Origin of the sequence: Streptomyces ortus, from assembly GCF_026341275.1 — a bacterium.
In the GTDB taxonomy this organism is placed as follows: Bacteria; Actinomycetota; Actinomycetes; order Streptomycetales; family Streptomycetaceae; genus Streptomyces; species Streptomyces ortus.
On sequence record NZ_JAIFZO010000002.1, the window covers coordinates 1,167,941 to 1,190,334 of the forward strand.

The window sequence follows — 22,394 nt, forward strand, 5'->3', positions numbered from 1 at the left end:
CCCCTCCTACTTCGTGTACTTAACAGTGAGAACGGGCCTGTTCGACGAGCTGGCCCCGTCGAACCGTCCGTAGTAGACGGTGCTGCTCGACGGGCCCGGCCCCACCGCGATGCCAGTCGTGATCCCGACGGCGATCTCCCCGACCCACGAGATAGGTAGCGCGACGGTGCGCTTCCCCGGGCGCGGCCAGTTCGCGTACTGGAGCCGGTCCTGAGTGACGCGGGAGTTCGTCCACGTCGACGGGCGCGCCGAATAGTTGTGGGTGCCGAGGACCGCGGTCCCGCCGGTCGACTGGTACCAGTGGACGGCGTTCATCGTCAGCGTCACGGACTGCACCGTCGCCCCCGACACGTCGTCTGCGATCTGTGAGGCGTCGAAGCCGATCAGGCCACGCTGGTTGCCGTACGACGTGCCAGGAGCATCGCCCTGCGCGACGTACGCGGAGTAGAAGCTGTTGTAGGCGCCGCTGCTGCTGTACGACCCGGACCAGGTCGCCGGGTACGTCTTCGTGTACGTCTTCACCGGGGCGGTGCCGCCGCCCGTACCGGACTGTTCGACGGCCGTGTTCTGGATCAGCGGGCCCAAGTCCTCGAACGTGAGAGTGATCGGGTTGATCAACCCGCCCGTCGTCGACAGGAACGCTGTGCCGGTGCCTTCGACGCGGGCAAACGTCAGCAAGATGCGGTGCGTACCGGAGTGCAGGTTCGTGATCCCGACTGCTTTCGAGTCGTCACAAGAGAAGATCACCGACACGTGGCCGGAGTTCCGGGACGGGAACGAGTTGTCCGCGACGATCGGCAGCGAGCCACGCGCCAGCAGGTTGGAGTTGACGTCCGGGGAGATCGGCTCCGCGTCCCGGATACGCAACGCGAACACGTCCCCGACGTGGGTACCGGTCGCCTGGATGGTGGTGGTGCCGAGGCGGTACATGCGGCCGTCTTCGAGGGCGCAGTTCAGCTCCAGGACGGCCATCTCGTCGGCGCCGGTCGTCGCCGAGTCGTCCGTCGACTGGTAGGCGATGGCGAGGAGTCCCCGGGGGAAGCGGTTGAGGATCGTCGTCATCAGGTCGTCGCCGTCGATGACGACAGCGTCAGCGGACACGGTCTGCCCGGAGATGTTGCCGTCCTCGTCGATACCTGCGAGGGCAACGCCGTCTTCCTGGAAGGTGATGTAGTTCCCCGACACCTCGGGGTCGGACGACAGGTTGATGGTCTGGGCGCCGTCTTCGTCGTACGCCTGAAGCCCTTGGGCGTTCAGCTCCAGGCGCTGCCCGGTCTCTCCGGTCCGGATGGACGCGGACAGCAGCCAGTCGGCGGTAATCTCCCCTGCGGTGACTTTGGAGACGGACAGATCGGAGATGTGGGCGTCGTCGATCAGCTCGGCCGTCGCGGTCGCCGCGTCGGAGGCCGGGGACTTGTTGCCGTTGCGGTCGACGGCGACGACCTTCACATACCGTTCGTCGACCTCCTCGACGGGGAACGTGCCGACCACCGCGATCTGCGACCGGAGAGCTGCCCCGCACAGGAGCCGGCCGACGAGGGTCGTCTCGTCGGGGAAGTAGGTGGGGTTGTTGGAGACGTGGATTTCCAGGTGGTTGGTGTCGGCCTCCAGGTTGAAGGTGCCGCCCGTGCTGACGCCCAGCCGGTGGACGACCTGAATCGCGATCCTGGACCCGTCGACCTCGGGTGCGGCGGGGGTCGACGGGGGGATCGTGTCGCGGGGCGCGGTGAACGCCTGCGTCACCGACCACTGCGACTTGTTCGCCGGAGTCGCCCCGTCCACGGCCCGGATCTGGAACTCGTAGATCACCGACGGAGTCAGCTCCTGAAGGAGGAACTGGTCGGTGTCCCATCCGGCGTAGAAGGTGTGCCAATCCGTACTGGTGATCGGTGCGACGCGGGGCTGATCCCACGTGAACACTTCGTCCCACGTGCCCTGGGCGGCTTCCGTCCACGTCGCCGGATACGGGGCATCCACGTTGGGCCGCCACCGGATCTCGTAGTGGTCGCCGTCAACGATCGTCGACCCGTCCTGGTTGAGGGGCTCCGTCCAGGTGACAAGGATCTGCGCCTTCGTCTCCCCATCGGAGGACTCGTACACGTTCCCTGCAAACGTCCCAAACACCGGGGTTGCGGGGATGCTGGTGTCGCCGTTGACCCGGTCCCCCGGCGGGGTCGTCGTCGACGAGGTAAGGGACCGGTCGTAGCCTGCGACTTTCAGGCTCGTCTCCCCCACCGCATCGAAGTCCACGTAATCGGACAGGTCGATCCACGTGCCGTCGCCGTGCCGGTACGCCACGGTCGTGCCCTGCACGATCGGCCACGTCGTCTCCAGCACCCGCAGTTTCATCGGGTTCAACCGCTGACCCCGGAACACGATCTCGTTCGCGAGGTCGTACAGACCGGCGTCCGGGTCATAGGCCCAGATGTAATCCCCGGCCGACACGTCGCCAGCAATGTCGTACTCGGTCGTCGACAGGGTGAGTTCGTCGTTGGTGCCCTGGAAGCGGCCCAGCTGAAGCCTCGCCACGGTGGCGAGCTGGGAGGGTTCAGTGTCGGAGGAGTCGATGAGACGCGTGAAGACGACGGGCTGACCGAACGGGTCGAGGTAGGGGTTCGATGCGCCGATGTCGGCCTGGTCGACGACGGCGGTGGAGATGGCGTCGCCTTCGCCCTGCGACATTGCGATGGCGCGGGTCGTGTAGTCCTCCACGTCCCGCTTCGTGCCGAACTTTCCCGGCAGCGCCAGCAGGTCGAGGTCGTAGCCTGCATCCTTCGCGACGACGATCGTCTTCGGGACGGTGCCGTACAGGTCATCGACCCGCCCGGCGTCCACGGTGGCGTCCCCGTTGACTCGGTATTCCACCGGGTACGTCGGCGTGCCGTACAGGTCGCAGATCGTGTCCAACGCCTGCCGGGGTGTCTTCCACTGGATCGTGTACGCGGCCGTCCCGGGCACCGAGTAGATCGTCCCGGCTGTCACAGCATCGGGCAGGACCGCGTTCACGGCGTTCGCGAACGTCCCCGACGCCGCAGTGACGGCGTTCTCGATGATCGGCCCCTTGCCGTCCTCGTCGCCGAGCCACACCACCATCGACGACCCGGACAGAGTGACCGACCCGTCGGAGGCGTACTCCTTCTCCCGCAGCACCCCGGTGTAGCGGGCCGCAGTGAGGAGCGTGTCGCCGTACTGCACGGGGTCCAGACGCCCCGGCAGGATCACGAGCCGGCCGAACTCCAGCAGAGCGTCAAGGACATCCCGGGGTGTGCCTGGGGACAGGGTGACGTCCCACGCGCCGAGGATGTTTCCGATCTCGTTGACGCTCATCGCCGCACCCCGTAGATCCGCTCGGGCAGCGCCCCCAGGTACTGGTCCCGCAGCACCGGCGCCGTATCCCCTGCCGCTGCTGTACCGCCTCCGGCGACGGCACCGAGGAAGAAGTCCAGGCGGGTCGTCGCAGCCAGCGACAGCCCACCGGAGGCGTGCGGGGTGAAGTTGCTGGCGGAGCCGATGATGAACCGGTTCCCCGCCGCGTCGTTCCCGCTGGCCGTGACGTACTCGCCCGACGCGGGGGCCGTGTTGTTCTCCATCGTCGCGAGCCGCACCGTCAACGTGTCAGCAGTGCCCCGGTGGAGGTAGCCCTCCACGAACCGGGAACCCCGCCGCAAGGTCAGGTCCAGGTGCAGGCGTCCCGGGTTGAGGCTCTTCGTGAAGCGGACACAGACCGCCTCCGGCTCGTTGTGGAGGAGCGTCACCGCATCCCACGACGTCACCTCGGTTGAGGTGTCGGAGAACACCCTCCACAGCTTCGACCGCCACGCCCCGCCCGTGTACGCCTGCACGTCCAGGCTCGCGGAAGCCGACGGGACCACGTTCACGAGGCCGTTCGACAGCTGCCACACCGTGGTGGAGCACTCCTGATCCACACCGGTCAGCTCTGATCCGGCCGATCGGAACTGCACCCGGCCTCGCATGTAGTCCCCGGCTGCGCACCCCCAGCGCGGGGAGAACGTGGACGGGACCGCCCGGTACACGGTGATCGCCCCGTCCTCCCCGGTCCTCGTCATCGAGGTGGGGTTGGTGGAGCCCGTGTAGTAGCCGTAGTGGCCGATCGGCGGGGCATGCCACCGCTCCCCCGCAAGGTTGTACGGGTTGGAGCGGCGGGCCCCCGTCAGACGCGTCTGAAGGTCTGTCTCTCCCTGGGTGCCGAGGCGGGTCAGGGACAGCTTCCAGTCGGTCTTCACGGTCGTGCCGCCGGGCCACTCCGTGAGGTCCGCGCCGACGGACTCGACGGTGTAGTAGCCGTTGCATTCGGTCTTGTTGGTGAAGGTGACCGGGACGACGGTGCCCTCCAGGGCGAGGAGGCTGTCGTGCCGGGCCATGACCTGTGCCCGGGTGAGGTCGGTGGAGGCTTCCTGCCCGTCGACGGACAGCTTCCGGGAGTCCCCTCCGGATTCCTGGACGGAGAAGACTTCCCGTAGGGCGATCCGGCCCACGGTGATCGTGCCGAAGTCACTCATCGGTGCGCCCTCTCCTTCTTACGGATCTCTTCACGCATGTCATCGACGAGCCACTTCGCGGCCTGCTTCGCCTGCTCACGCGTCGGCGGGAACGTCGAGTTGAAGTGGACGTGGACTTCCATGGGGTCGCCCGTGTTCGCGAACCGTTCGATCGCCGACCACTGCTCGTTCGTCAGGATCGCCTCAGGCTTGCCGGTCTTGTTGACGGCGAGCGTCGACCCCGGGGGCAGCCAGCCGCCCGCGTCGTAGCCGCCCGGCCGGTTCAGCCCGGCCAGCGACCCGTACCGCTTGTTCGCATAGTTCAGGCCCGCGTGGATGTTCGCGTTCGGCTGGACCGACACCCCGTACTTCTTCGGGCCCGTGTTCCGGTGCGACCCGGCGTAGGCGTCGAACGTCCCCCGGATGACCTGCATCAACCCGACACTCGGGTGCCCGGCATGCCAGTTGGAATCCCACTTGTTGACGACGTTCGGGTCGCCGCCCGACTCCTGGTTCATGCGGCGCAGCACCGTGTCCTGCCAACCCGTGGACAGGCCCAGGTGCTTCAGCTCCTTGATAACGTGCGGACGCCACCTCGCGACGCCTGTGCCCTTCGCGGACCAGTCCCCGCCACTGGACTTGGCGGGCTTGTACCCGTACCAGTCGGTGAAGAGACTGCTGTTGTAGCCGCGTGCCCGAGGACCGACGAGGACACCGTCCCCGCCACGGGACTCCACATTGACCCCGCCGAGAGTTCCGGCCGTGTGGCCCTTGCCCCGGTTGGTGATACCGACCTGGAACGGCGACTTCAGGTGCCGCACCCACCCAGACGGGGCGCGCGCACCGGAGAACGAGAACGTCGACCAGATCCGACCGTTCGGGTTCTTCCCGTCGATTTTCTTCTGGATACCGCCCATGAACCCCGAGTTGTGCACGACGACGCCGTCTGCCACGAAGTTGTGTGCACCTGCTACTTCGAGGTCATAAGTGTCCTGGATACCTTCCTCCGTGACCTCCAGAACCTTGGCCACCGTGAAGTCGCTAGCGTCCAGCCACGCGGCCAGACCGGGGTTACGGCGGAAGACAACCTCGCCACGACCTACGCCCGGCCACACCGTGAAGGAGTGCAGCGGCCGAGCGTTCTTGACCTCGACGCCCTTGATGGTGATCGGCTTCGTCCTGTAGTTCGTGGTGATATTGGAGACAGGCTGGCCCAGCATCATGTGCATAGCTCGGACGTCTTCCAGCAGCTCCCGCGAGGCCGAGGCGTACGTTCGATCTCCATGCTTCGCCGGATCTGCCGGCCGGTGTCCGTCAGCAGCGCAGTAACCATCGAGGAACGCCTGTTGCAATGCTTCGTTCCACGCCCAGACAGCTGAAGGGACCCGCTTATTCGGGCCGGGAAGCCGCAACCCCATCGCCTCAAGCGTCTGAACGAGCGACACGCTCGATGCCACGACGCCATGCTTCTTAGAAGTAAAGCTGTTCACGCCGAGGGACCGGAAAATGCGCTGCGCTCGCACGCTGTTGTCGTTGTAAACGCAGATGCGGATGGTGTTGTTGGTCAAATAGCCGTCACCGACGAAGAGGCCCAGCAACCACGCCACGTCCTCCGTAACATCAGTACCGTCCGGCAACGTCGGCTGCTCGACCGAAACCGTGTCCATTGCGCGAGGCTGCACCAAGAGATCACCACGCTGGAGTTCGTCCAAGCGAGCCCACTCAACGTCGAACTTTGCGAGAGTTCGCTCACCGCGACTACCGCCAGTCACTGGGCGGGACGGTTCGACCTGCACGATGCGCATGAACGGGTGATTGGCCGACGCGACGACATTTCGATTCCTGGTACGCACCTTGAGCACTCGTTGCGTCTCGGATTGCCACGCCGCTGTCACCGTCTGCGGCGTGAGCCTTCCGTCGACGTAGGCATACACCTCGTCGCCCGCGCGGACATCTTGGATAGGGGTCGCCCCATTGGGTCCATAAATCCTCACAGTTCCAACAAGGCAGCAATCCCAGCTGGGATTCCCCGCGCCGCCCCACTGGTACGGCTTCCCTGCCTGCGTACGCGCCCACTTCAGCGCGGCAGCAACATCCCCGCCGCCGGAAGACTCCTCGTCCTTGCCCTTCAGCCACGACAGGATGCCCTTCCCGTACTTCTGCGGGACGGCCTTCATCATCTTGCCGAACCCCGTGGATGCGCCCGGGATCTTGTCCAGCAGACCGGTCACGATCTTCATACCGGCCTTGAAGAACGGCTCCAACGCACCGGCTGCGAGGTCGCCGGCCTTGTCCTTCATCCACCCGCCGACGGCCGAGGCCGCCCCGGTGACCTTGCCGATGCCGCCCTTGATGGCGCCGCCGACCTTCCCGAGGATGCCGCCCTCGTCCATCAACTGCGTCCCGGCCCGCTCGTACAGGCCCAGGGCGCGCTTGCGGTGCTTCGGGTCGGTGGGGATCACGTACTCGGGGTAGTTCGGGTTGCCCTCGCCGACGATCGCCGTCGGCGCGTTGAAGACGCCCGGCTCCGTACCGACGGTGCCACCAGCGGCGAGCTTCTTCACGCTGGGGAGCTTGTCCATGCCGACGAACCCGGCGACCTTGTCCCACAGGCCCTTGATGCCGGTCTTGTAGATCGGGTCGATGACGTAGTTGATGGGCTTCTTGACGACGCCCTGGACCTTTTCCCAGGTTTCCTTGATGCCGTCCTTCGCCGCGGTGAATGCCGTCTTCACCTTGTCCTTGAATTCGGTGACCTTGCTCAGCACCTTGCTCACCAGGTCGGTGGTCTTCGTACGGATCGCGGACCAGGCGTCCGACCAGGTCTTCGTGATGCTGTTCTTGACGTCGGTGAACTTGCCGCGCAGCGACGAGAATGAGTCCGTGACCTTCTTGCTGATCGCGGACCAGGCGTCGGACAGCTTCGTACGGATCGCACCCCATGCGTCGGACCACGTTTTGGTGATGGCGTGCTTCAGGTCAGTGAACTTCTTCCGCAGCCACGCGAAGGCTTCCGTGACCTTCTTCGAGATCAAAGACCACATGTCGGTGAGCTTCGACCGGATCGCCGACCACGCATCCGACCACGTCTTCGTGATCGCGTTCTTGACGTCCGTGAACTTCTTCCGCAACCACGCCCACGAATCGGTGATCTTCTTGGCGTGCCACACGAAGAAGTCGACGACCTTCTTCGTGATGGCATTCCAGGCGTCCGACCAGCGCGCTGTGATCGCGTTCTTGATGTCGGTGAACTTCGCGGACAGCCACGACTTCACCTCCGACACCTTTTTCGTGACCGAAGAGAACACCGACTTGACCTTCGACCACATGTCGTCGAAGCCGCTCTTGATCTTCTTCACCGCATTGACGACACCGGTCCCGAACTTCACGAACCAGCCGATGACATCCGTGATCTTCCCGATCACCTTGATGATGATGTCAATCAGCCCGACGAGAACCTTCCCCGTCAGACGGATCAGCGGCGGAATCACCGTCGCGAGGATCTTCCCCGCGAGCTTCACCAGCCACGTGATGACCGTAGACACCACCGAAATCACCGGCTGCATCTTCCCGACCAGCTCGGAGAGCTTCCCGCCGAACTCCTTCAGCCGGGGTGCGATGTCCTCACAGATCGTCTTCGCCAGCGCAGCAAAGATCGGCTTCAGCGTGTCAGCGATCGACCGGTAGATCTTCATGATGGCCGGATAGACCGTGCCGATCATGATGGACGCGATCTTCCCCATGATGGGAAGCAGCGCCTGCTGAAGCCCCGACCACAACGCCAAAAAGGCAGGCAGGACATCGTTCTTCACGATGCCCCACATCTTGTTCAGCGCGGGCATCATGTCGCTGCGGAACGTCGCAGCGAGCTTCGCCACAGCAGGCTGGAGGTCGTTCCGCCAGATCCTGACGGCGGCCTGGAACACCGGGTTCACCGCGTCCCGGACCGTGCTCCCCAGCCCGCTCAGGGCGCTCTTCGCCCCGTTGATGGCGGTGTCCTTGCCGCCGATCTGGTTGAAGAACCCGGCCACCGCCGTCTTCGCCGTGGTGAAGAACGGGCCGAACGTGTTCTTCAGCCAGCTACCGAACGACATCAACGCAGGCAGGACCGTCCCGCCGATGAAGTTGACGACACCCTGCTCCAGGGTCCGCTTGAACACGGTGATCTGATGCGAGGGACCGGAGTGGAGGGTCTTCCCCATCTTCTCCGCGGCCCCGCCCACGTCCCCGAGGGTCTTCACCGCCTTCGACGGGTCCAGCGCATACAGCGCATCGCCCATGTCCTCGGCCTGCGTGCCGAACAGCTGCACGGCGATCCTGGAACGCTCCGCAGGGTCCTTGATGCCCCGCAGCCGGTCCAAGGTCAGGTCCAGGCCCTGCGAGGCGGACTTGCCGCCCTTCGCGATCCTCGACGCCATATCGTCGGCGTTCAGACCCAACGCCTGGAAGCCCGCCACCGTCGTCTTCGACCCGTCGACCGCACGGATCGAGAACTCCTTGATGGAGTCCGCGACGATGTCCGCATCCCGCGCGCCGGCCTGCAAGCCCTGAGACAGCAGACCCATTGCGGTCTTGCCGTCCAAGCCGACCTTGCGGAATTGGGTGCCGTACTCGTTGAACGTGTCCGCGAGGTCCCCGGCCTTGTCCGCGCCGGTCTGCGCGCCCCGCGTCATGATGTCCAGGGCTTCCTGCGCGTTCTTCGCAAGCCCCGTCTTCATCATCTGCGAGACGGCGTTCGTCGCCCCGCCGAGGTCCATGTCGAACGTCTTCGAAAGGTCCGTGACCTTCCCTGCGATCGACTGGATCTGCGCATTCGTTGCGCCCGCCGGGACCAGGCCCTGCTGCATCACGGCCTTGATCGCGGCAGCGCCCTCTTCGAAGGTGTCCGTGATGCCGTGCGTGTACAGCTGACCGGCGACGTCGCCGTACTTCTTCGCTTCCTTCGGCGTCGCCCCCAGTTGGGCCTGGAGGCGTGCCGTGACGTTGCCCTGCTCCAGGGCCTGACCGAAGCCCTTCACGAACACGGCGCCCGCAGCAGCAGCCAGACCCGCTACGCCACCCTTGAGGGCTGCGCCCGCCGATGCGGTGAAGCCACGAGAGAACGTCTGGCCGCCCTGCTGCCCGGCCTGTGAAGCGCCGTCTCGGGTGCCGTCGTTGATGCCCTGGTTGATCTGCTGGCCGATGTGCTGGCCAAGGCGCTGCGCGTCACGGCTGGTCGAGGAGCGAGCCGACTGCAAGGCTTGCTGGATGCCCGGTGCGACACGACTGTCGTCGACGGTGACTTCGATGTAGCCCTCGGCGATACGGAACCCGGCCATGTCAGCCGCTCACCTTGCTGACGGAAATCCAACCTGGAGCGCTGCTTGCCACAACCGCAGCCGTGGGAACGGTGGGCTTTGCCGCCTCCATTGCCTGCCACTGCTCTTGCGTTCGCTCGGTGGCGGGGACGGCAGGCACGGGGGCCGCAAGCGTTCCTCCTTGCTGCCCCTCTTGTTCGTTCTCTGCCCTGCGAGCCATGACCCCTCCATACGCAAAAGTGCGCTCCGCCAATGCGAAGAAGCGAGGGCCCGCCAGGTCCTGCATTTCGTTGTCTATGCCGTAGAAAGCGAGGAAGTCGGCGTCCAAGTCATCCAGGTAGTCCAGGACCCAGATGACCTCACGGACGCGGACTTCGACTACCGCCGTCCTTTTCCCTGCTCCTCGGGCTTACCGAAGACCAGGTCACGGAAGATGGTCTGGAATGCGTCCCAGTCATCATCCGATATCGACGGGCAATCCAGGAGCGCCTTATATCCGTCCTCACCGAGGAGTTCCTCCATGGCCTCAGTGACGGCTATCTCCATGCCGACATCCCGGGCCCGGTCCATGACACTCAGGGAAAGGGACTTCGAGATGAACTTCGGGATCGTGTACTCGTCGTCGTCGATGTAGAAGATCGGCACCCGCTCTTCGGTCGGCGCCTTCGACGAAAAGTGCAGCGGCTCGAAACCGCCCGCAACCGCCGGAACGGCCTTCCGCTGAACGGCGGACGTCTTCTTACGAGGTGCAGCCATGATGGTTCTCCCGTGCTGGTGAATTACGACGTCTGGTCGACGATGTGGACGGCCCGAATGGACGAGGAAACCCAGTGCGCCGCCCACTTCACGGCGAGGACGGTCTGCTTGTCCTTCACGTAGGCGACTTCGAACCCGTCCGTCGACAGCGCCTTACGCACAATTGCGCGGCGACGGAACTGCTGCGGGGCGTAGCCGTCCATGATCAGAGCCTTGTAGGTGGGCTGCGTCGCGGACGTCGTCTCGTTCGGCTCCCACGACTTGAAGCCCGCACCGGAGGCCGTGGTGCCGCCGTTCATGGTCAGGCTGAGGTTCTCCAGAGTCGCCTCCGCCAGAGTCGTCTCCACCATCCAGTCCTGCTTGGTCTGGCGGCGCTCCGGCGTGGTGTTGGTCTGGTCGACCTCGAACTCCAGGAACGCCTGGTCGCCAACGAGCTTCACGCCGTCCTGGGTGAAGCCGACCTCCGTCCACGCGGAGGCCGCAGGGGTGGCGTTGACGGCAGTGTCGGCGGGCTCCGTGGCACCGAACGCCCCGGTGTACAGGAGGGCGGGCCCGGCGATCAGGTTGGTGGCGGACTGCGCCATGTCAGTTCTCCTTCTTTGTGGTCTTCGGCGGTTCGGGGGCGGTCAGCTCCGGGAGAAGGAGTCCCTGTCGCTTGAGGTCGAGGTATTCGCCTTCGTCGACGTCAATCTCCTCGTGGGGCCGCAGCGTGGTGCGCACCTTCATGGAAAGTTCCTCCTGTCCAACGGCCACGTGACGGTGGCCATATCGGGGTGAAAACGGATGGGGAGTGTCTGGTCGTCGGGAATGTCACGGGGGCACTCCACGACCCGGGCCCCGCGCATAAGGAATTCCAGCTCGGCCTTGCTGTCGTGGACGATGACTTTCCCGCCCCACGACAGCAGGTCGGCTTTCTCCGAGCACAGGGCGTACCGCTTCATCCCTCAGCCCTCCACATGAGAGCGATCGGGACGTTGTAGCGGGCGTAGGACGCCTGGTCGTCCCGCACCCTCTGTGGTTCACCCAGCGGGTAGGCGGTCAGGACACGCGCCGGAGGGAAACCGCCAGGGAGGGTCAGGGGCCGGCTGATGTTCGGCACGTCGTAGCAGGCGGCGACGATCGTCTCGGCGAGGTTGTTCGCCCGTCCCCATGGCGGCTTCCCGGACTGGGGGTTCACGGCCCAGCAGTCGACGGACACGACGGGGTTCCGCATCGGCATGTACGCGTTGGGAGTGCCGCCGACGGTGGACACGACGACGAAGCCGGTGTCGGCCCAGGAGATCGTCTGGTCGGTGCTGGTCTTCGGCAGGGTCGTGGACACGATGGGTGTGTCGAAGAGGCTGGACAGCCAGGCGACCGCGACAAGCTCTGTGGTGGGGCGCAGGAGCGTCGGCATCACAGCTCCCGCTGCCGGTAGAGGGCGGGCCGCATGTAGGGGCGTGCGGGGCGTGCGGAGGTGCCGAGTTCGACGTCGGTGGAGTAGTCGACGTCTCGGGATCCGACCCTGAGGGTCTGGTTTTCGACCTGGCTGGTGAGGGATGCCTTGAGGCGGCCGGTCTGCACGGGGCAGTTGCGCTGCATGTCGGGCAGGATCTGGTCGCCCAGCTTTTCCAGCGCTTCGTCTTCTTGCTGCCCTATGTGCTGCTGCCACGACGGGTCTATTTCGAACCGTACGCGCATGGCCGCCCCCTTTCCGGGTGTCGGTCTCGGTGCAGACTGCCTTGGTTTTCCCAGGGTGTTGATGTCTGCGTTGTTCAGTATCCGTGCAGTGTGAATGGAAAGCTACGTCGCATGTTTCAAGTCGAGGCGCAAGTCATTGACGGTGCCGATTCCGCCGGTTTGTGAGACGGCTTGGACGATGTATGTTCTGTTGGTTCGTTCGTCTTTGACCCGGTCAGTTTCGCGGATATCGACGTCCGGGTTCACCCGGCCGATGGTGTAGCGCACAACGCGGGGTGTGGCGGATTCTGGGGTGAATGCCTGCCGGACCTGCTCGACGAGCGAGGCGGGAATACCGGACGCTACGGTGGTGGCGTTGTCCGCCTCGTCCCCGAATTCGTCAAGGGTTGTTCCGCGCAGGACGCTGATCGTGGTGTTCGGGATGGCGCGCATCAGCCGATACCTCCGAGCGGATGCCACTGCGAGTACGGGTCGGACGCTTCGTTCGTGAAATCGAAGACGCGGCGCGAGTCGTCACCATCGATCCGTACGGTGCGGGAGCCCTTCCACGACAGGTTCTTCATGGCTCGGGCTGCGAGCGGGGCCAGGGTGATATTCCACTCCGACTCGTAGCCGACCTGCACCGTGTCCTGGTTCGTCCCGGACACCACGGAGTTCTGGTCGTAGCCGGGCTGCTGGGACTGCCAGCGGGCCTGCCACGCGCACGCCTGCTTCAGCCAGTACAGATCCCGCACCCGCAGCCCTTGGACGGCGGACGGGTTCCGGTTGGCGTACAGAGTGATCACCGATGACGCTGCGGCGAGTTGCTCGGCGGTCACGGTTTTCCCGGTGATCGCCTCGACCTCTGCGAGGCTGCACCACGTCGCCGTGACAGCCTCCGTGACGGTGATGACCTCGGACGCCTGAACGGGCTCCAGGTCGGCGTCTGTGCCGTCCCAGACGACGGTGTAGTCCCCGGCCGGAGTGGCGAGGCTCGTCGACCAGGCGTACGTGTACAAGCCGTTCGCAGGGTTCCCGACACCCGTAGACAGCGGCCCCAGCGTGGGCGTGCCGTCACCGACCTTCGTGACCGTCAGCGTGAGGCTGGCCAGGTTGGTTCCGGGCCCGCCTGCGTACTCGTAGAACTGTGCCGTCAATGCGACGGTCGTGCCTTGCAGGAAGCTCATGACGCCTCAAAGGTGATCGTTTCTGAGGCGTGCACGGCTGTGCTGCTGCTGTCGACGGCGTCCCACTCGGCGAGGTAGGTGCCCGGTCCGTCGCGGTGCTCCTCGCCCCACGCCCAGCCGTACGCGCCCGTCGCGATGTGGGAGATGCCGTCCGAGGTCGGGCCGACCAGCACCACGGCGCTCTTGGCGACCTTCACCGTGAGACCGAAGACATCGGCCGGCGGTCCGCCGTCGTACATGTAAAAGTTCGCGTAGAGGACCGAGTCGTCGGTGTAGACCAGGCCCTGACGCTGAAGGTCCAAGAGTTCGACGTCATCGACGTCGACGGGCTCCCAGGGGCGGATCGTGAGGCGCACCAGAGTCATCACGGCCGCCTCACGTGTAGTAGCGCATGACGTCGGCGACCGTCTTCACGGGAATGCCGTAGCTGTTGATGGCGTCGATCAGCGTGTTGAAGTTGGCCTGAGTGATGACCCCGTCATCTCCGCCGGTCGAACCCGTGGTGAGGACGTGGAAGGTGAGGATCAGCCACGACCCAAGGCGCTTGCAGGTGTCCAATTCCCCGCCTGCCGCAACGAGGCTGGAGACGAGTCCCTGCCCTCCGGAGGCGTCGGAGATCCCGGAGAGGGCGAGGATCCGGTAAGGCCGCGGTGGTGGGTACTGCTCGGACAGGACGTTCGTCGACGCCCCGTACCCGGACAGGACGGTGCGGCCGGAGGAGAAGTAGCGGGAGACAATCTGCTCGATCGAAGCGCCGTCCGTCGTCGACTCGAACTGTCCGCCCGGGTAGGCGTAGGAGTCGCCGTGGAAGCCGTTAGCGACCAGCCACGCCCGCAGGTTCCGCAGCTCGTCATCGACCTGCCGGGCCGTGAACGCGGTCAGGCGGCTGTCGTGGATGGCTGTGGTGTAGGCGTGCCCGGCGATCTCCCACCCGGACTGGTCCTGCAACGTCCGTAGCTGCGGCAGGGTCAGTCGTCCGGCCTGGCCGACACGCTCGACGATCTGGTAGTTCGTGCCCCGGTAGCTGTACTGGTCCATCTTCGGGCGGGCCAGCGCGTACTGGGAGTCCCACGAGTCGTCGAACACGAGGGAGACCACGCCGTTGGGGAACGTCGCAGAGACGTTGTCGATGACCTCGACGGACTGGAAGTGGACGGTGCAGTTACCGCCCGTGGCGACGACCTGGAAGCGGATGAACGTGAACCCGGTCGTCGCGGACGGCACCCGGTTCGCGTCCAGACTGAAAGTGCCAGCCCCACCGTGGACATCTGCCCAGCCGACGGTGACAGTGGTCCACTCCCCTGACCGGTACAGCTTCGATGTGGCCGTGGAGGCGAGGGTCTGCCACTGGAAGTTGTTCGTTGTGCTGGTGCCGACACGGATGTTCAGCTGCGACAGCTTCGAGGCGTCATCGACTTTCACCTGAAAGCGGATCGCCTTACCGGTGAGGTCGATCGACGACAGGCCGGAGATATCGAGGTTGCCGTTGCCAGTGAAGACGACCTTCGCGGCCTGCGTGCCCTTCGCGAAGTCCGTCGTGTCATTCAGGTTCGTCGTCGGCGCATCCACACCGCCTGACGTGGCCCAGCCGTGCCCGGTCTGGAAGTGCGTGACGATCCGGGTGGGATCCCGGAACGGTGCCCTACGCCCCGGGAAGGTGGTGGGCAGGGCAACGCCTGCTGCGGAGAGACGGCCCGCCACGCTCAAGTCTCCGGTCACGGCTCCGGATCCGCCGACGGTCAGGTTCGAGCCGCCACCGGACAGCACCAGGCCACCGGTGAGGGTGTCTCCGGTGTCGTTGACCTTCCGGGGGTCGCCCGAGGTGTAGCCGACCGCTGCCACAGGAGGCTCCTTACTTGCCGTGAGTGGAGCCGCCGAGGCGCTCGATGGCCTTGCTCGGGGTGTTGGTCTGTGCCTGCTGGTCATCCTCGGAGGCCAGCAGGACATCCACGGAGTACGGCAGGACAAGGGACTGCCCATCGGGGTGGTCGTGCTGTCCGTCGAAGGACACGTCTCCACGGGGGTGCAGGCCCCTGTGGAGTGCCTGCTGCAACACGGACACCTTGTTCGCTTCGTGTGAGCCGACGTCGCCGTTCCAGCTCTTGGCGGGCACGACGTACTCCCGGTGGAAGCGACCATCCTGCGGGCCGTCCGTGGTCCGGGCGTTGATCTCAGTGGTGCTGTCGTCGGTCTTCTTGGTCTTCTTCTGCGCGGCCACGGCGTCTCCTTGGAATGCCTGAGGCCGGGCGGAGCATGGAGGCCCTCCGTTGCTCCGCCCGGAGCTTCAGGAGGTCTTCTCCAGCAGGGCGAATGCCTTCTCGTGGCCTACGGCGAAGCCACGCCGCATGACGCCCTTCAGGAGGGTTTCGTCAGTTTCGAAGCCGGACTCCGCAGACATGGCGAAGCCGGGGTTCGTCGATGCGATGTTCGGGGCCAGCTTCGCGTCGCCCTTCAGGAGGAGATCCGCGTTGCCGATGATGAGCAGCGGGTTCCCCTGCGGGTTGTCCGTCGCAACCGACGACACGCGTGCTCCCGGCGTCCACTTGACCGGGTTGCCGAACAAGGTCGGCTGGAGCGGGTCGTCATTGAAGATCGGACGCTGGTTGCCGTCCAGCACGCCACGCAGGGCGGTCTTGAACGCCGGAGACGCAATGACGAAGGTGCGGCTCTGGTCGAACCAGTCGCTCTGCTCGTAGATGCCCAGCAGCGTCGACAGGTTGGCGTACGTCACCGCGCCGCGAATGACGTTCGCGTCGGCCGTGTAGGAGGTCGCCGCGTTCGTCGTACGGAGCACCTTATACACCGACATGTAGGGCACAGTGGGGTCGCTCTGCGCGCCGGAGGTGGCGAGGGTCGCGTTGTCGAAGTACTTCGCCATGGTGCGGGCGGCTTCGATCTTCTTCGTCCCGACGATGTCGACCGGCGAGTCGAGGAGATCCTCGTTCGCGATACGGACAATGCCACCGATCTTCTTCGCGATCAGCGTGACGGTGTCGTTGGTGGCCGTCGACTCGGTGTACGCCGCTCCCTTGGCGACACCAGTGATGGAGAATCCGCCAGCGCGGGCGACGTTCTTCGTATCGGTCGCCATGACAACACGCTTGGCAACCTGCTCCATGACGGAGTTCTGGACAAGAGCCTGGATCGGCTTGGAGTCAAACTCCTCGGGAATCCAACTCTCAAAAGTCTCGCGGGCCATGGGTCGTCCCTTTCGATGAGCCCGGACATGAGTTGCTTTGCCCGGTCGCCCATCACGGAACGGCCGTTTCCTGCTGCCCCCGAATGTCGCATCACGCAAACCAAAGGGGGTGTCCATCACGGACACCCCCAATGTAACAGCGTGTTGCTACAAATGGATCCCCGCTTGTTTCAACAGCCTTGCCGAAGCACGATCTCGATTTCCTCCACCGGCCGTACGCCCCCGGTCCGAAGTGGTGACCTTCGGTGCACGGCGGCGAGGTTCACCCAACTCCTTGAACAAGGACGGGAACTCCTCCTTCAACTCCTCGATCTCGTCGCCGAAGTCGAAGTCGCCGTTCCCGTCAGGCTCGGCGGAATTCAGGTCGAGGAGACGCGTCAGAAGGCGAGCCTGCTTCGCTGTTCCGGGAAATCCGGCAGCAGAAAGAGCAGTGGCGGCGGAGTTCCGTGCAGCGGTGGAACGCCACTTCTTCGCCTCGTTGTCGTCCTCGTCTTCTTCATCCTTGCCGTTCTTGAGGGTGGCCAGCTCCCGCTTCGCTGCGTCACGTTCCCGCTTACGGGCCTTCGCGGCGTTCGACAGCTTCGTCCACTCCTCCTTCGAGGGCGGCGTCCACTCGTCTTCCTCGTCCTCGACGTCGTCGTCTGTCTCCTCGACGTCCTGGTCCTCAACGTCTTCGACGTCGTCGACGTCCGGGTTGTCGTTCTCAGGCATTCGGGGCCTCCATCTGCGGGTTCTCTACAGGGACAGCAGCGGCCGGCACGACCGCTACAGGCGGGGTGGGGGTGGACAGGTCCCAGTCGGCGACGACGTCCGCTTCGTAGCCCGCCTCGATCAGGGTCTGGTCCTTGGGGACGCCGACGGCCTGCTTCAGCTCGACGACTTCCCAGTCGGACTTGCCGGTCGCTGCCTGCGCGGGAGCGAACCTGACGTCGATACGGGGCACGGTCACGCCGAGGATCCGCAGGACGAACTTCCACGTCTCCTGGATCGCGCCCTTGAGCATCGCTTCGCGGTTGATGGCCTTCTTCACCAGCGGCGCTTCCGCGACCTTCAGCGACTCCCCAGACGGGGTGTCGCCGGACGGGTCGAACGCGTGGAGCGGGGTTTCGGTGACCTGCGCCATCAGCCGGATGTACAGCTGCGCCGGGTCAGTGAAGACCTCCGGCTGGGCGGCGGCGAACTGGCCGACGCTCTTCATGCCTTCCAGTTCGAGCATCGTGCCCGGCCCGCCGGACAGGCCGGACGACGGGGCCTTGATACGGCCCGTGGTGCCGCTGGTGTCGTCGGCGTCCGCGTCGTCCGACCACAGGGGGCCGTCGTTGTTCTGGTCCAGCTCTGCGCCCTGCTCGGTGAGGGCGTACCGCTGCGGCCAGCCGTGGGAGTCGGTGGTGGTGAGCTGCGTGATCAGCATCTTGTTGATGGCGTCCTGGCAGCCGTATCCGTCCTTGTGTTCCGGTACGCCGTAGGGGAGGGCGTTGCGGTGGTGGAAGAACGGGATCTCGTTGTAGGGGTTGTCGAGGAGCCACGACTCGGGGTCGTCGTCGTCGAGGAACGGCTCCCAGCCCTCCGCTGTGCCGACCTCTCCCCCGGCCTTTGATATCCACTGCTCGATGTGGTCGGGGTAGTACAGGTCGACGCGCCACGCCTTCTCGCCGCGTACGCGCAGCTTCCAGCGTTTGATCGCGAACAGCTTGCGGCGTTCGTTCTCCGGGTCGTAGATCACCCGGCAGTGCAGCGGGGAGTGAACGGTCAGCTCGACCCCGGAGGCGTACAGCTCGTCGTCTTCGACGGTGTCCGGGTCGTCTTCGTAGATGGGCCACGCCATCAGGTAGGAGTCGCCGTACTCGAACGCCCGCAGGATCAGATCGGGGTAGTGGACGTCCATGTTGTTGGCGTCCCACACCACCGAGATGACCTGGCTGTTCGCTTCGTCTTCCGGGACGGTGACGGCGGTCAGCTCGACCCGGTTCGCCAGGACGTTGACGGGGGTCTTCGCCAGGTTGAACCGGTAGCGGTCCCCTGTCGCGGCGATGGCCTGCCGGATCCGCGGCGAGGCGAACACCTCGTCGACGGTGCCCTTGTAATACGCCTCCGCCTTCTCGTACTCAGGCAGCGCCTCTTCCAGGGCCTGCCAACCGGAGACCAGGTCGTCGAGCACGGCCACTCCTATACGTAGCTGCGGACCGTGTGGCCCGCCTTGGTCTTGGTGTTGGGCTGGAGGAAGAACGCGACTCCGGCGACGGCGGCGTCGATGACGTCATCGAATGCTGCTTCGGGGAAGCCGACGGCCTGTTCCTCCAGGACGGGCATCGGCTGGGCGTGAAGGACCCGGCCGCGCTGCCACCAGTCGAGGGCCTGAGCGAAGCGGACTTCCTTCGATGCCGACGACGTGTGGGTGATGACCTTCACGCCGGGGAGGTGGTGGAACACGTCGTGCCACAGGTCGCCGGCCTGGTTCGCCTCAACGCGCACGACCCGGATTTCGGGGAATCGTTCCAGCAGACTGATGACGTGGTCGCGGAGGTCTTTCCCGATCAACCGGACGCCCGCCGTGTGCTTGATGACGCAGCGCTTCTCCAAAGGGCTGTAGCCGACGACGGCGAGGCCCGTGTAGTCGGAGGACTCCTTGGCGGTGACGGCGGGGTCGATGGACAGGAGGGTCTTCGTGACCGTGTCCAGCTGGCCGTGGCGGAAGTCTTCGCGGGACCAGTACTTGCCGTCGTAGCCCATGGGGTCGTTCGCGAAGTTCTTCGCGAAGCTCCGGAAGTGGCGTTCCTGGTTGAGGAAGTCCATGGGCCACTTCTCCGGCCACACCGAGTATTCGGTGCCGTCCGGTGCGGTGAGGATCGGCTTGTAGTGGTGGACGTGGATCTGCTCTTCGGTGATCCAGTCGGCTATCTCGCGTCCGTCTGCGGCTTTGACGAGCTGGTGGGTGATGGAGCCGGGCATGGTGACGGTTCCGACCAACACGACGTGGGCTTTGTCGTTGAGGGGGAGGATGTCGTCCTGGATTTGCTTGAGGCGCTTCTCCATCTGGTACTGCGAGTACATGCTTTCGCCGGGTTCGACGTCGTCGAGGATGATCAGGCCGGGACGGCGTGAGCCGACCTTCGCGCCCAGGACGGACGAGTCGATTCCCTGCGCGGTGAACGCCGCACCGGACGCGGCAACGTACATGTCCTGCCGGTCGGCGTCCGATGCCCCGGTGGAGCGCTTCGCGGGGGCGCAGAGGGTCGGGTAGTCGGCGCGGAGCAGCGGGTTCGTCTCCAACTCATGCTTGATGTCGCGGAGCCTCTGGCGGGCCTGTGAGGCGGCGGAGGCGAACCCAGCGATGAAGTCGACGTGGCCGTGCGCAGCAGCCCACAGGGGCAGGATGAGCTGCCACCAGGTGGACTTGCCCATGGAGCGGGGGGCTATGTAGGCGTGCCGGCCGTTCTTCGACTTCAGGTTGGGGCTGATCCAGTGGCGGGCGTGAGCGATCCAGTCCTCGTGAACGCCGGACAGGGAGAGCCTGCCGTTCTGGTCCTTCAGGTGATGGGGCAAGTACGTGAGGGCGAACAGGAGAGGGTTGTCGCGGGTGAGGATGCGCCTGCACTCGGGTACGCCGAACCACGCCGGGTCGTACCCGGTCAGGTAGGTGTCGAGTATCGGCGCGGTCACGTCAGGTCCGTTCGGCGTTGAGCTGCGCGCGTGCTCGGGCGTCGCGGATCATTTCCTGTACGCCCAGATCGATTTGCGTGACCTCGTGGAGCTGCACGGTGTGCTGCTCGGGGGCGTTGAGGCCGAAGAGCTTCCGGTACGACTCGGACAGGCGGGCGGCCGTCTTGATGGCGCCGACGTCTCCGCGGTCGACGGCGGGCTGCAACCGGTCCAGGAGGTAGAGGAGTCGGTCGCCTTCGCGGGTGCGGAGTTCTTCGACGGTGGGGACGATGACGGCGGCGATGGCGGTTTTGATGCGTTTGTCGACGGTGCCGATGGCGATGTGCAGTTCTTTGGCGATGCGTCGGACGCTCATGCCGGAGAGCTGCATTTCGTAGGCGCGGACTGCTTCTTCGGCGATGACGGCTTGGGGTTTGTGTGCGGAGGGGTTGGCCGCCATGTTCGTGTCCTTACGCTCGCTCCTTGTTGGTTCTTGTTTGATGGTATTCGATTTTTGTTGAGTTGTGAGTGGCAATGTAAGCGTTGATGGGCGGGCTGGTAAATGGTTCCGCTCTGGGTGGGGGTGACGGCTACCGTTCAGGGATGGCGCAGAGTAGGCGGCGGAAGCCGAAGAAGGACCGCAGGAAGTCGGGTGCGACAGGGTCGCGGGATCCTCGGGTTGCCGTTGTTCCGGTCCCTCATTTGAAGCCGTTGTATAAGTTGCTTTACGAGGTGACGGCTACAGCTGACCGGTTGATTCTTTCGACGCCCGACGAGCGCGATCGGCTGGTCCGTTTCGATACGGAGATTCTCGTTCGAGCGATCAACAGCGTGAAGTCCGTGAACCGTCTCCTGGAAGGCGGGCACTGGGAGCACGCGTCGGGGATCATCCGACAGTTGTTCGAGCTGCTGGTGAATATGGAGTATCTAGGTAAGCAGCCTGACCGCTTGGGGGCGACGCTGCTGTACTGCCGTTTCGGGATGCTCCAGCTGGTGCGAGAGCAGCATCGGCGTTGTTTGTACAACAGGGATACAGGGCGTCCGGTGGATGAGGAGCATCTTGCGTTTCTGGAGAAGCTCCTCGATGAGTCTTTTGATGACTTCCAGGGGACACCGAGGGCCGACGGTTCGGTTCGGTGGGTGTCAAGCTGGAGTCGTAAGTCTGCGAAGGCTCTCTCCGAGTTGTCGGAGGACGCGATGCGTCCACATCAGTATGAGCATTTGTTTACGAGCTGGTCGGAGCAGGCGCATGCGGCTCCGAGGAGCCTCATCGAAAACATTCTCCGTGATGCGGGTGAGGACTGGATCAGCGAGGCCATGGAGTCGGACACAAAGAGGGTCATTGAGTCAGCAAATATGACGGTGGCGATGTTCGTGGCGTTGTGGAGGGAGCTACCTCACGCTGTTCCGTTGCCCGCAGAGCAGGCCAATGCGTGGATGCGGACCGCCATGCAGTTCATGGCGGTATCCGAGTTCGATGATCTTCCCGGGTTCCGCACCGACAAGTGATCTCGTCCTGGTTCAGCTATGGGGTTGCAAGGTCAGCAAAGAGGCGGCGTAGGCAAAGCGTCAGGTACTCGGCAGCGTGTTCTTCGGATGCGGTGGGCGACCATCCTCTCCTTTCGAGTTCGTTCTTCACGCCGTCGGCGGCGTCGAAGATCGGCTCGATAAGGGCCCCGATCTGGTGGAGTGTGTGGGCGAGTTTCGCAGCATGCCGTTTTCTGAGGCCGTGGGTGCGGGCTTCTGTGAGTTCGGCTCGTAGGCGGCGTTGTATGGCTGTTTGGCGGCTTGTCCGGTGGGGGCCGGGGAACAGGGCCAGCTGCTCCCCGGCGGGCCACCACGTTGCTCAGTCGTTGCTCGTAGTGATCTGTCCTGGCCAGTGCTCGACACTTACGGCGTGGCCGTCCAAGACGCTCGCGGCGTAGAACGAGGCCCATTGCCCCGGGGCAAATGCCAGGGTCTGCTGGGAAGGCTTGTCGTCCTTGTGCTGCCACAGAACGAGGACGCCATCGTCGAGGGTTACTTCGTCTCCGTGGGCGTAGACCTCAGTCTGATCCTTGTCGGCGAGCATGATGCACCAGTAGTACTGGCCATAGCTGCGCGCATCGGGGTTACTCATACTGTCTCCTCCTAGGGTGCTGAAACTTCTCGTTGCTCT

General features: G+C 64.8%; 21 protein-coding genes. 1 reads left to right on the forward strand and 20 read right to left on the reverse strand.

The genetic code is table 11. The features are described from left to right. Positions 1-6: 6 nt before the first annotated feature. From K3769_RS08430 to K3769_RS08520, 19 genes are all read right to left on the reverse strand, one after another. On the reverse strand, positions 7-3,327 hold the full coding sequence (locus tag K3769_RS08430) for a phage tail protein (protein WP_267025807.1): 3,321 nt from the start codon (positions 3,325-3,327) through the stop codon (positions 7-9). Continuing rightward, complete coding sequence (locus K3769_RS08435) at positions 3,324-4,520, reverse strand: hypothetical protein (RefSeq protein WP_267025808.1); 1,197 nt, start codon at positions 4,518-4,520, stop codon at positions 3,324-3,326. The genes K3769_RS08430 and K3769_RS08435 overlap by 4 nt, the downstream gene beginning before the upstream one ends. After that, entirely contained in the window at positions 4,517-9,817 is a 5,301-nt protein-coding gene (locus K3769_RS08440) for a phage tail tape measure protein (protein ID WP_267025809.1), read from the reverse strand. Before K3769_RS08440 ends, K3769_RS08435 begins: the two co-directional genes overlap by 4 nt. A gap of 357 nt (positions 9,818-10,174) precedes the next feature. After that, the gene (locus tag K3769_RS08445; protein WP_267025810.1) at positions 10,175-10,552 is read right to left on the reverse strand and encodes a hypothetical protein; all 378 of its coding nucleotides are present in this window, start codon (positions 10,550-10,552) and stop codon (positions 10,175-10,177) included. A 23-nt stretch (positions 10,553-10,575) separates the two neighbouring features. Further along, positions 10,576-11,136 (reverse strand): phage tail tube protein, encoded by a 561-nt coding sequence (locus K3769_RS08450; protein WP_267025811.1) that lies wholly within the window; start codon positions 11,134-11,136, stop codon positions 10,576-10,578. Between the two features lies 1 nt (position 11,137). After that, positions 11,138-11,278 carry a hypothetical protein gene (locus K3769_RS08455; protein WP_267025812.1) on the reverse strand — a complete coding sequence of 47 codons (141 nt, stop codon included), beginning with the start codon at positions 11,276-11,278 and terminating at the stop codon, positions 11,138-11,140. After that, positions 11,275-11,493: a hypothetical protein gene (locus tag K3769_RS08460; RefSeq protein WP_267025813.1), complete on the reverse strand. Its 219-nt coding sequence runs from the start codon at positions 11,491-11,493 to the stop codon at positions 11,275-11,277. The genes K3769_RS08455 and K3769_RS08460 overlap by 4 nt, the downstream gene beginning before the upstream one ends. Continuing rightward, positions 11,490-11,948, reverse strand: a complete 459-nt coding sequence (locus tag K3769_RS08465; protein ID WP_267025814.1) for a hypothetical protein — start codon at positions 11,946-11,948, stop codon at positions 11,490-11,492. Before K3769_RS08465 ends, K3769_RS08460 begins: the two co-directional genes overlap by 4 nt. Beyond that, entirely contained in the window at positions 11,948-12,232 is a 285-nt protein-coding gene (locus tag K3769_RS08470) for an HK97-gp10 family putative phage morphogenesis protein (protein WP_267025815.1), read from the reverse strand. Before K3769_RS08470 ends, K3769_RS08465 begins: the two co-directional genes overlap by 1 nt. 102 nt (positions 12,233-12,334) lie before the next feature. After that, positions 12,335-12,664, reverse strand: a complete 330-nt coding sequence (locus K3769_RS08475) for a hypothetical protein (RefSeq protein WP_267025816.1) — start codon at positions 12,662-12,664, stop codon at positions 12,335-12,337. Then, positions 12,664-13,398 carry a hypothetical protein gene (locus tag K3769_RS08480; RefSeq protein ID WP_267025817.1) on the reverse strand — a complete coding sequence of 245 codons (735 nt, stop codon included), beginning with the start codon at positions 13,396-13,398 and terminating at the stop codon, positions 12,664-12,666. The genes K3769_RS08475 and K3769_RS08480 overlap by 1 nt, the downstream gene beginning before the upstream one ends. Continuing rightward, on the reverse strand, positions 13,395-13,763 hold the full coding sequence (locus tag K3769_RS08485) for a hypothetical protein (RefSeq protein ID WP_267025818.1): 369 nt from the start codon (positions 13,761-13,763) through the stop codon (positions 13,395-13,397). The genes K3769_RS08480 and K3769_RS08485 overlap by 4 nt, the downstream gene beginning before the upstream one ends. Positions 13,764-13,773: 10 nt before the next feature. Beyond that, positions 13,774-15,240 (reverse strand): polysaccharide deacetylase family protein, encoded by a 1,467-nt coding sequence (locus K3769_RS08490; RefSeq protein ID WP_267025819.1) that lies wholly within the window; start codon positions 15,238-15,240, stop codon positions 13,774-13,776. A gap of 10 nt (positions 15,241-15,250) precedes the next feature. Further along, positions 15,251-15,616 carry a hypothetical protein gene (locus K3769_RS08495; RefSeq protein WP_267025820.1) on the reverse strand — a complete coding sequence of 122 codons (366 nt, stop codon included), beginning with the start codon at positions 15,614-15,616 and terminating at the stop codon, positions 15,251-15,253. 66 nt (positions 15,617-15,682) lie between these two features. Beyond that, positions 15,683-16,597, reverse strand: a complete 915-nt coding sequence (locus K3769_RS08500) for a phage major capsid protein (protein ID WP_267025821.1) — start codon at positions 16,595-16,597, stop codon at positions 15,683-15,685. A gap of 147 nt (positions 16,598-16,744) precedes the next feature. Beyond that, on the reverse strand, positions 16,745-17,308 hold the full coding sequence (locus K3769_RS08505; protein WP_267025822.1) for a hypothetical protein: 564 nt from the start codon (positions 17,306-17,308) through the stop codon (positions 16,745-16,747). Further along, a complete protein-coding gene (locus K3769_RS08510) occupies positions 17,301-18,755 on the reverse strand; it encodes a phage portal protein (protein WP_267025823.1) in 1,455 nt (484 codons plus the stop codon). Before K3769_RS08510 ends, K3769_RS08505 begins: the two co-directional genes overlap by 8 nt. Positions 18,756-18,763: 8 nt before the next feature. After that, entirely contained in the window at positions 18,764-20,257 is a 1,494-nt protein-coding gene (locus K3769_RS08515) for a hypothetical protein (protein WP_267025824.1), read from the reverse strand. 1 nt (position 20,258) lies between these two features. Beyond that, complete coding sequence (locus tag K3769_RS08520; RefSeq protein WP_267025825.1) at positions 20,259-20,696, reverse strand: hypothetical protein; 438 nt, start codon at positions 20,694-20,696, stop codon at positions 20,259-20,261. Between the two features lie 143 nt (positions 20,697-20,839). Here K3769_RS08520 and K3769_RS08525 point away from each other — a divergent pair, with 143 nt between their 5' ends. Beyond that, entirely contained in the window at positions 20,840-21,745 is a 906-nt protein-coding gene (locus tag K3769_RS08525; RefSeq protein WP_267025826.1) for a DUF5677 domain-containing protein, read from the forward strand. A gap of 337 nt (positions 21,746-22,082) precedes the next feature. Here K3769_RS08525 and K3769_RS08530 read toward each other — a convergent pair whose 3' ends face one another. Continuing rightward, complete coding sequence (locus tag K3769_RS08530; RefSeq protein WP_267025827.1) at positions 22,083-22,355, reverse strand: hypothetical protein; 273 nt, start codon at positions 22,353-22,355, stop codon at positions 22,083-22,085. Positions 22,356-22,394: the final 39 nt, after the last annotated feature.

What these genes read in the sequence shown, in the direction of transcription:
- K3769_RS08430 (WP_267025807.1), bottom strand. Translation starts at nt 3,327, where the DNA reads ATGAGCGTCAACGAGATCGGAAACATCCTCGGCGCGTGGGACGTCACC.
- K3769_RS08435 (WP_267025808.1), bottom strand. Translation starts at nt 4,520, where the DNA reads ATGAGTGACTTCGGCACGATCACCGTGGGCCGGATCGCCCTACGGGAA.
- K3769_RS08440 (WP_267025809.1), bottom strand. Translation starts at nt 9,817, where the DNA reads ATGGCCGGGTTCCGTATCGCCGAGGGCTACATCGAAGTCACCGTCGAC.
- K3769_RS08445 (WP_267025810.1), bottom strand. Translation starts at nt 10,552, where the DNA reads ATGGCTGCACCTCGTAAGAAGACGTCCGCCGTTCAGCGGAAGGCCGTT.
- K3769_RS08450 (WP_267025811.1), bottom strand. Translation starts at nt 11,136, where the DNA reads ATGGCGCAGTCCGCCACCAACCTGATCGCCGGGCCCGCCCTCCTGTAC.
- K3769_RS08455 (WP_267025812.1), bottom strand. Translation starts at nt 11,278, where the DNA reads ATGAAGGTGCGCACCACGCTGCGGCCCCACGAGGAGATTGACGTCGAC.
- K3769_RS08460 (WP_267025813.1), bottom strand. Translation starts at nt 11,493, where the DNA reads ATGAAGCGGTACGCCCTGTGCTCGGAGAAAGCCGACCTGCTGTCGTGG.
- K3769_RS08465 (WP_267025814.1), bottom strand. Translation starts at nt 11,948, where the DNA reads ATGCCGACGCTCCTGCGCCCCACCACAGAGCTTGTCGCGGTCGCCTGG.
- K3769_RS08470 (WP_267025815.1), bottom strand. Translation starts at nt 12,232, where the DNA reads ATGCGCGTACGGTTCGAAATAGACCCGTCGTGGCAGCAGCACATAGGG.
- K3769_RS08475 (WP_267025816.1), bottom strand. Translation starts at nt 12,664, where the DNA reads ATGCGCGCCATCCCGAACACCACGATCAGCGTCCTGCGCGGAACAACC.
- K3769_RS08480 (WP_267025817.1), bottom strand. Translation starts at nt 13,398, where the DNA reads ATGAGCTTCCTGCAAGGCACGACCGTCGCATTGACGGCACAGTTCTAC.
- K3769_RS08485 (WP_267025818.1), bottom strand. Translation starts at nt 13,763, where the DNA reads ATGACTCTGGTGCGCCTCACGATCCGCCCCTGGGAGCCCGTCGACGTC.
- K3769_RS08500 (WP_267025821.1), bottom strand. Translation starts at nt 16,597, where the DNA reads ATGGCCCGCGAGACTTTTGAGAGTTGGATTCCCGAGGAGTTTGACTCC.
- K3769_RS08505 (WP_267025822.1), bottom strand. Translation starts at nt 17,308, where the DNA reads ATGCCTGAGAACGACAACCCGGACGTCGACGACGTCGAAGACGTTGAG.
- K3769_RS08520 (WP_267025825.1), bottom strand. Translation starts at nt 20,696, where the DNA reads ATGGCGGCCAACCCCTCCGCACACAAACCCCAAGCCGTCATCGCCGAA.
- K3769_RS08525 (WP_267025826.1), top strand. Translation starts at nt 20,840, where the DNA reads ATGGCGCAGAGTAGGCGGCGGAAGCCGAAGAAGGACCGCAGGAAGTCG.
- K3769_RS08530 (WP_267025827.1), bottom strand. Translation starts at nt 22,355, where the DNA reads ATGAGTAACCCCGATGCGCGCAGCTATGGCCAGTACTACTGGTGCATC.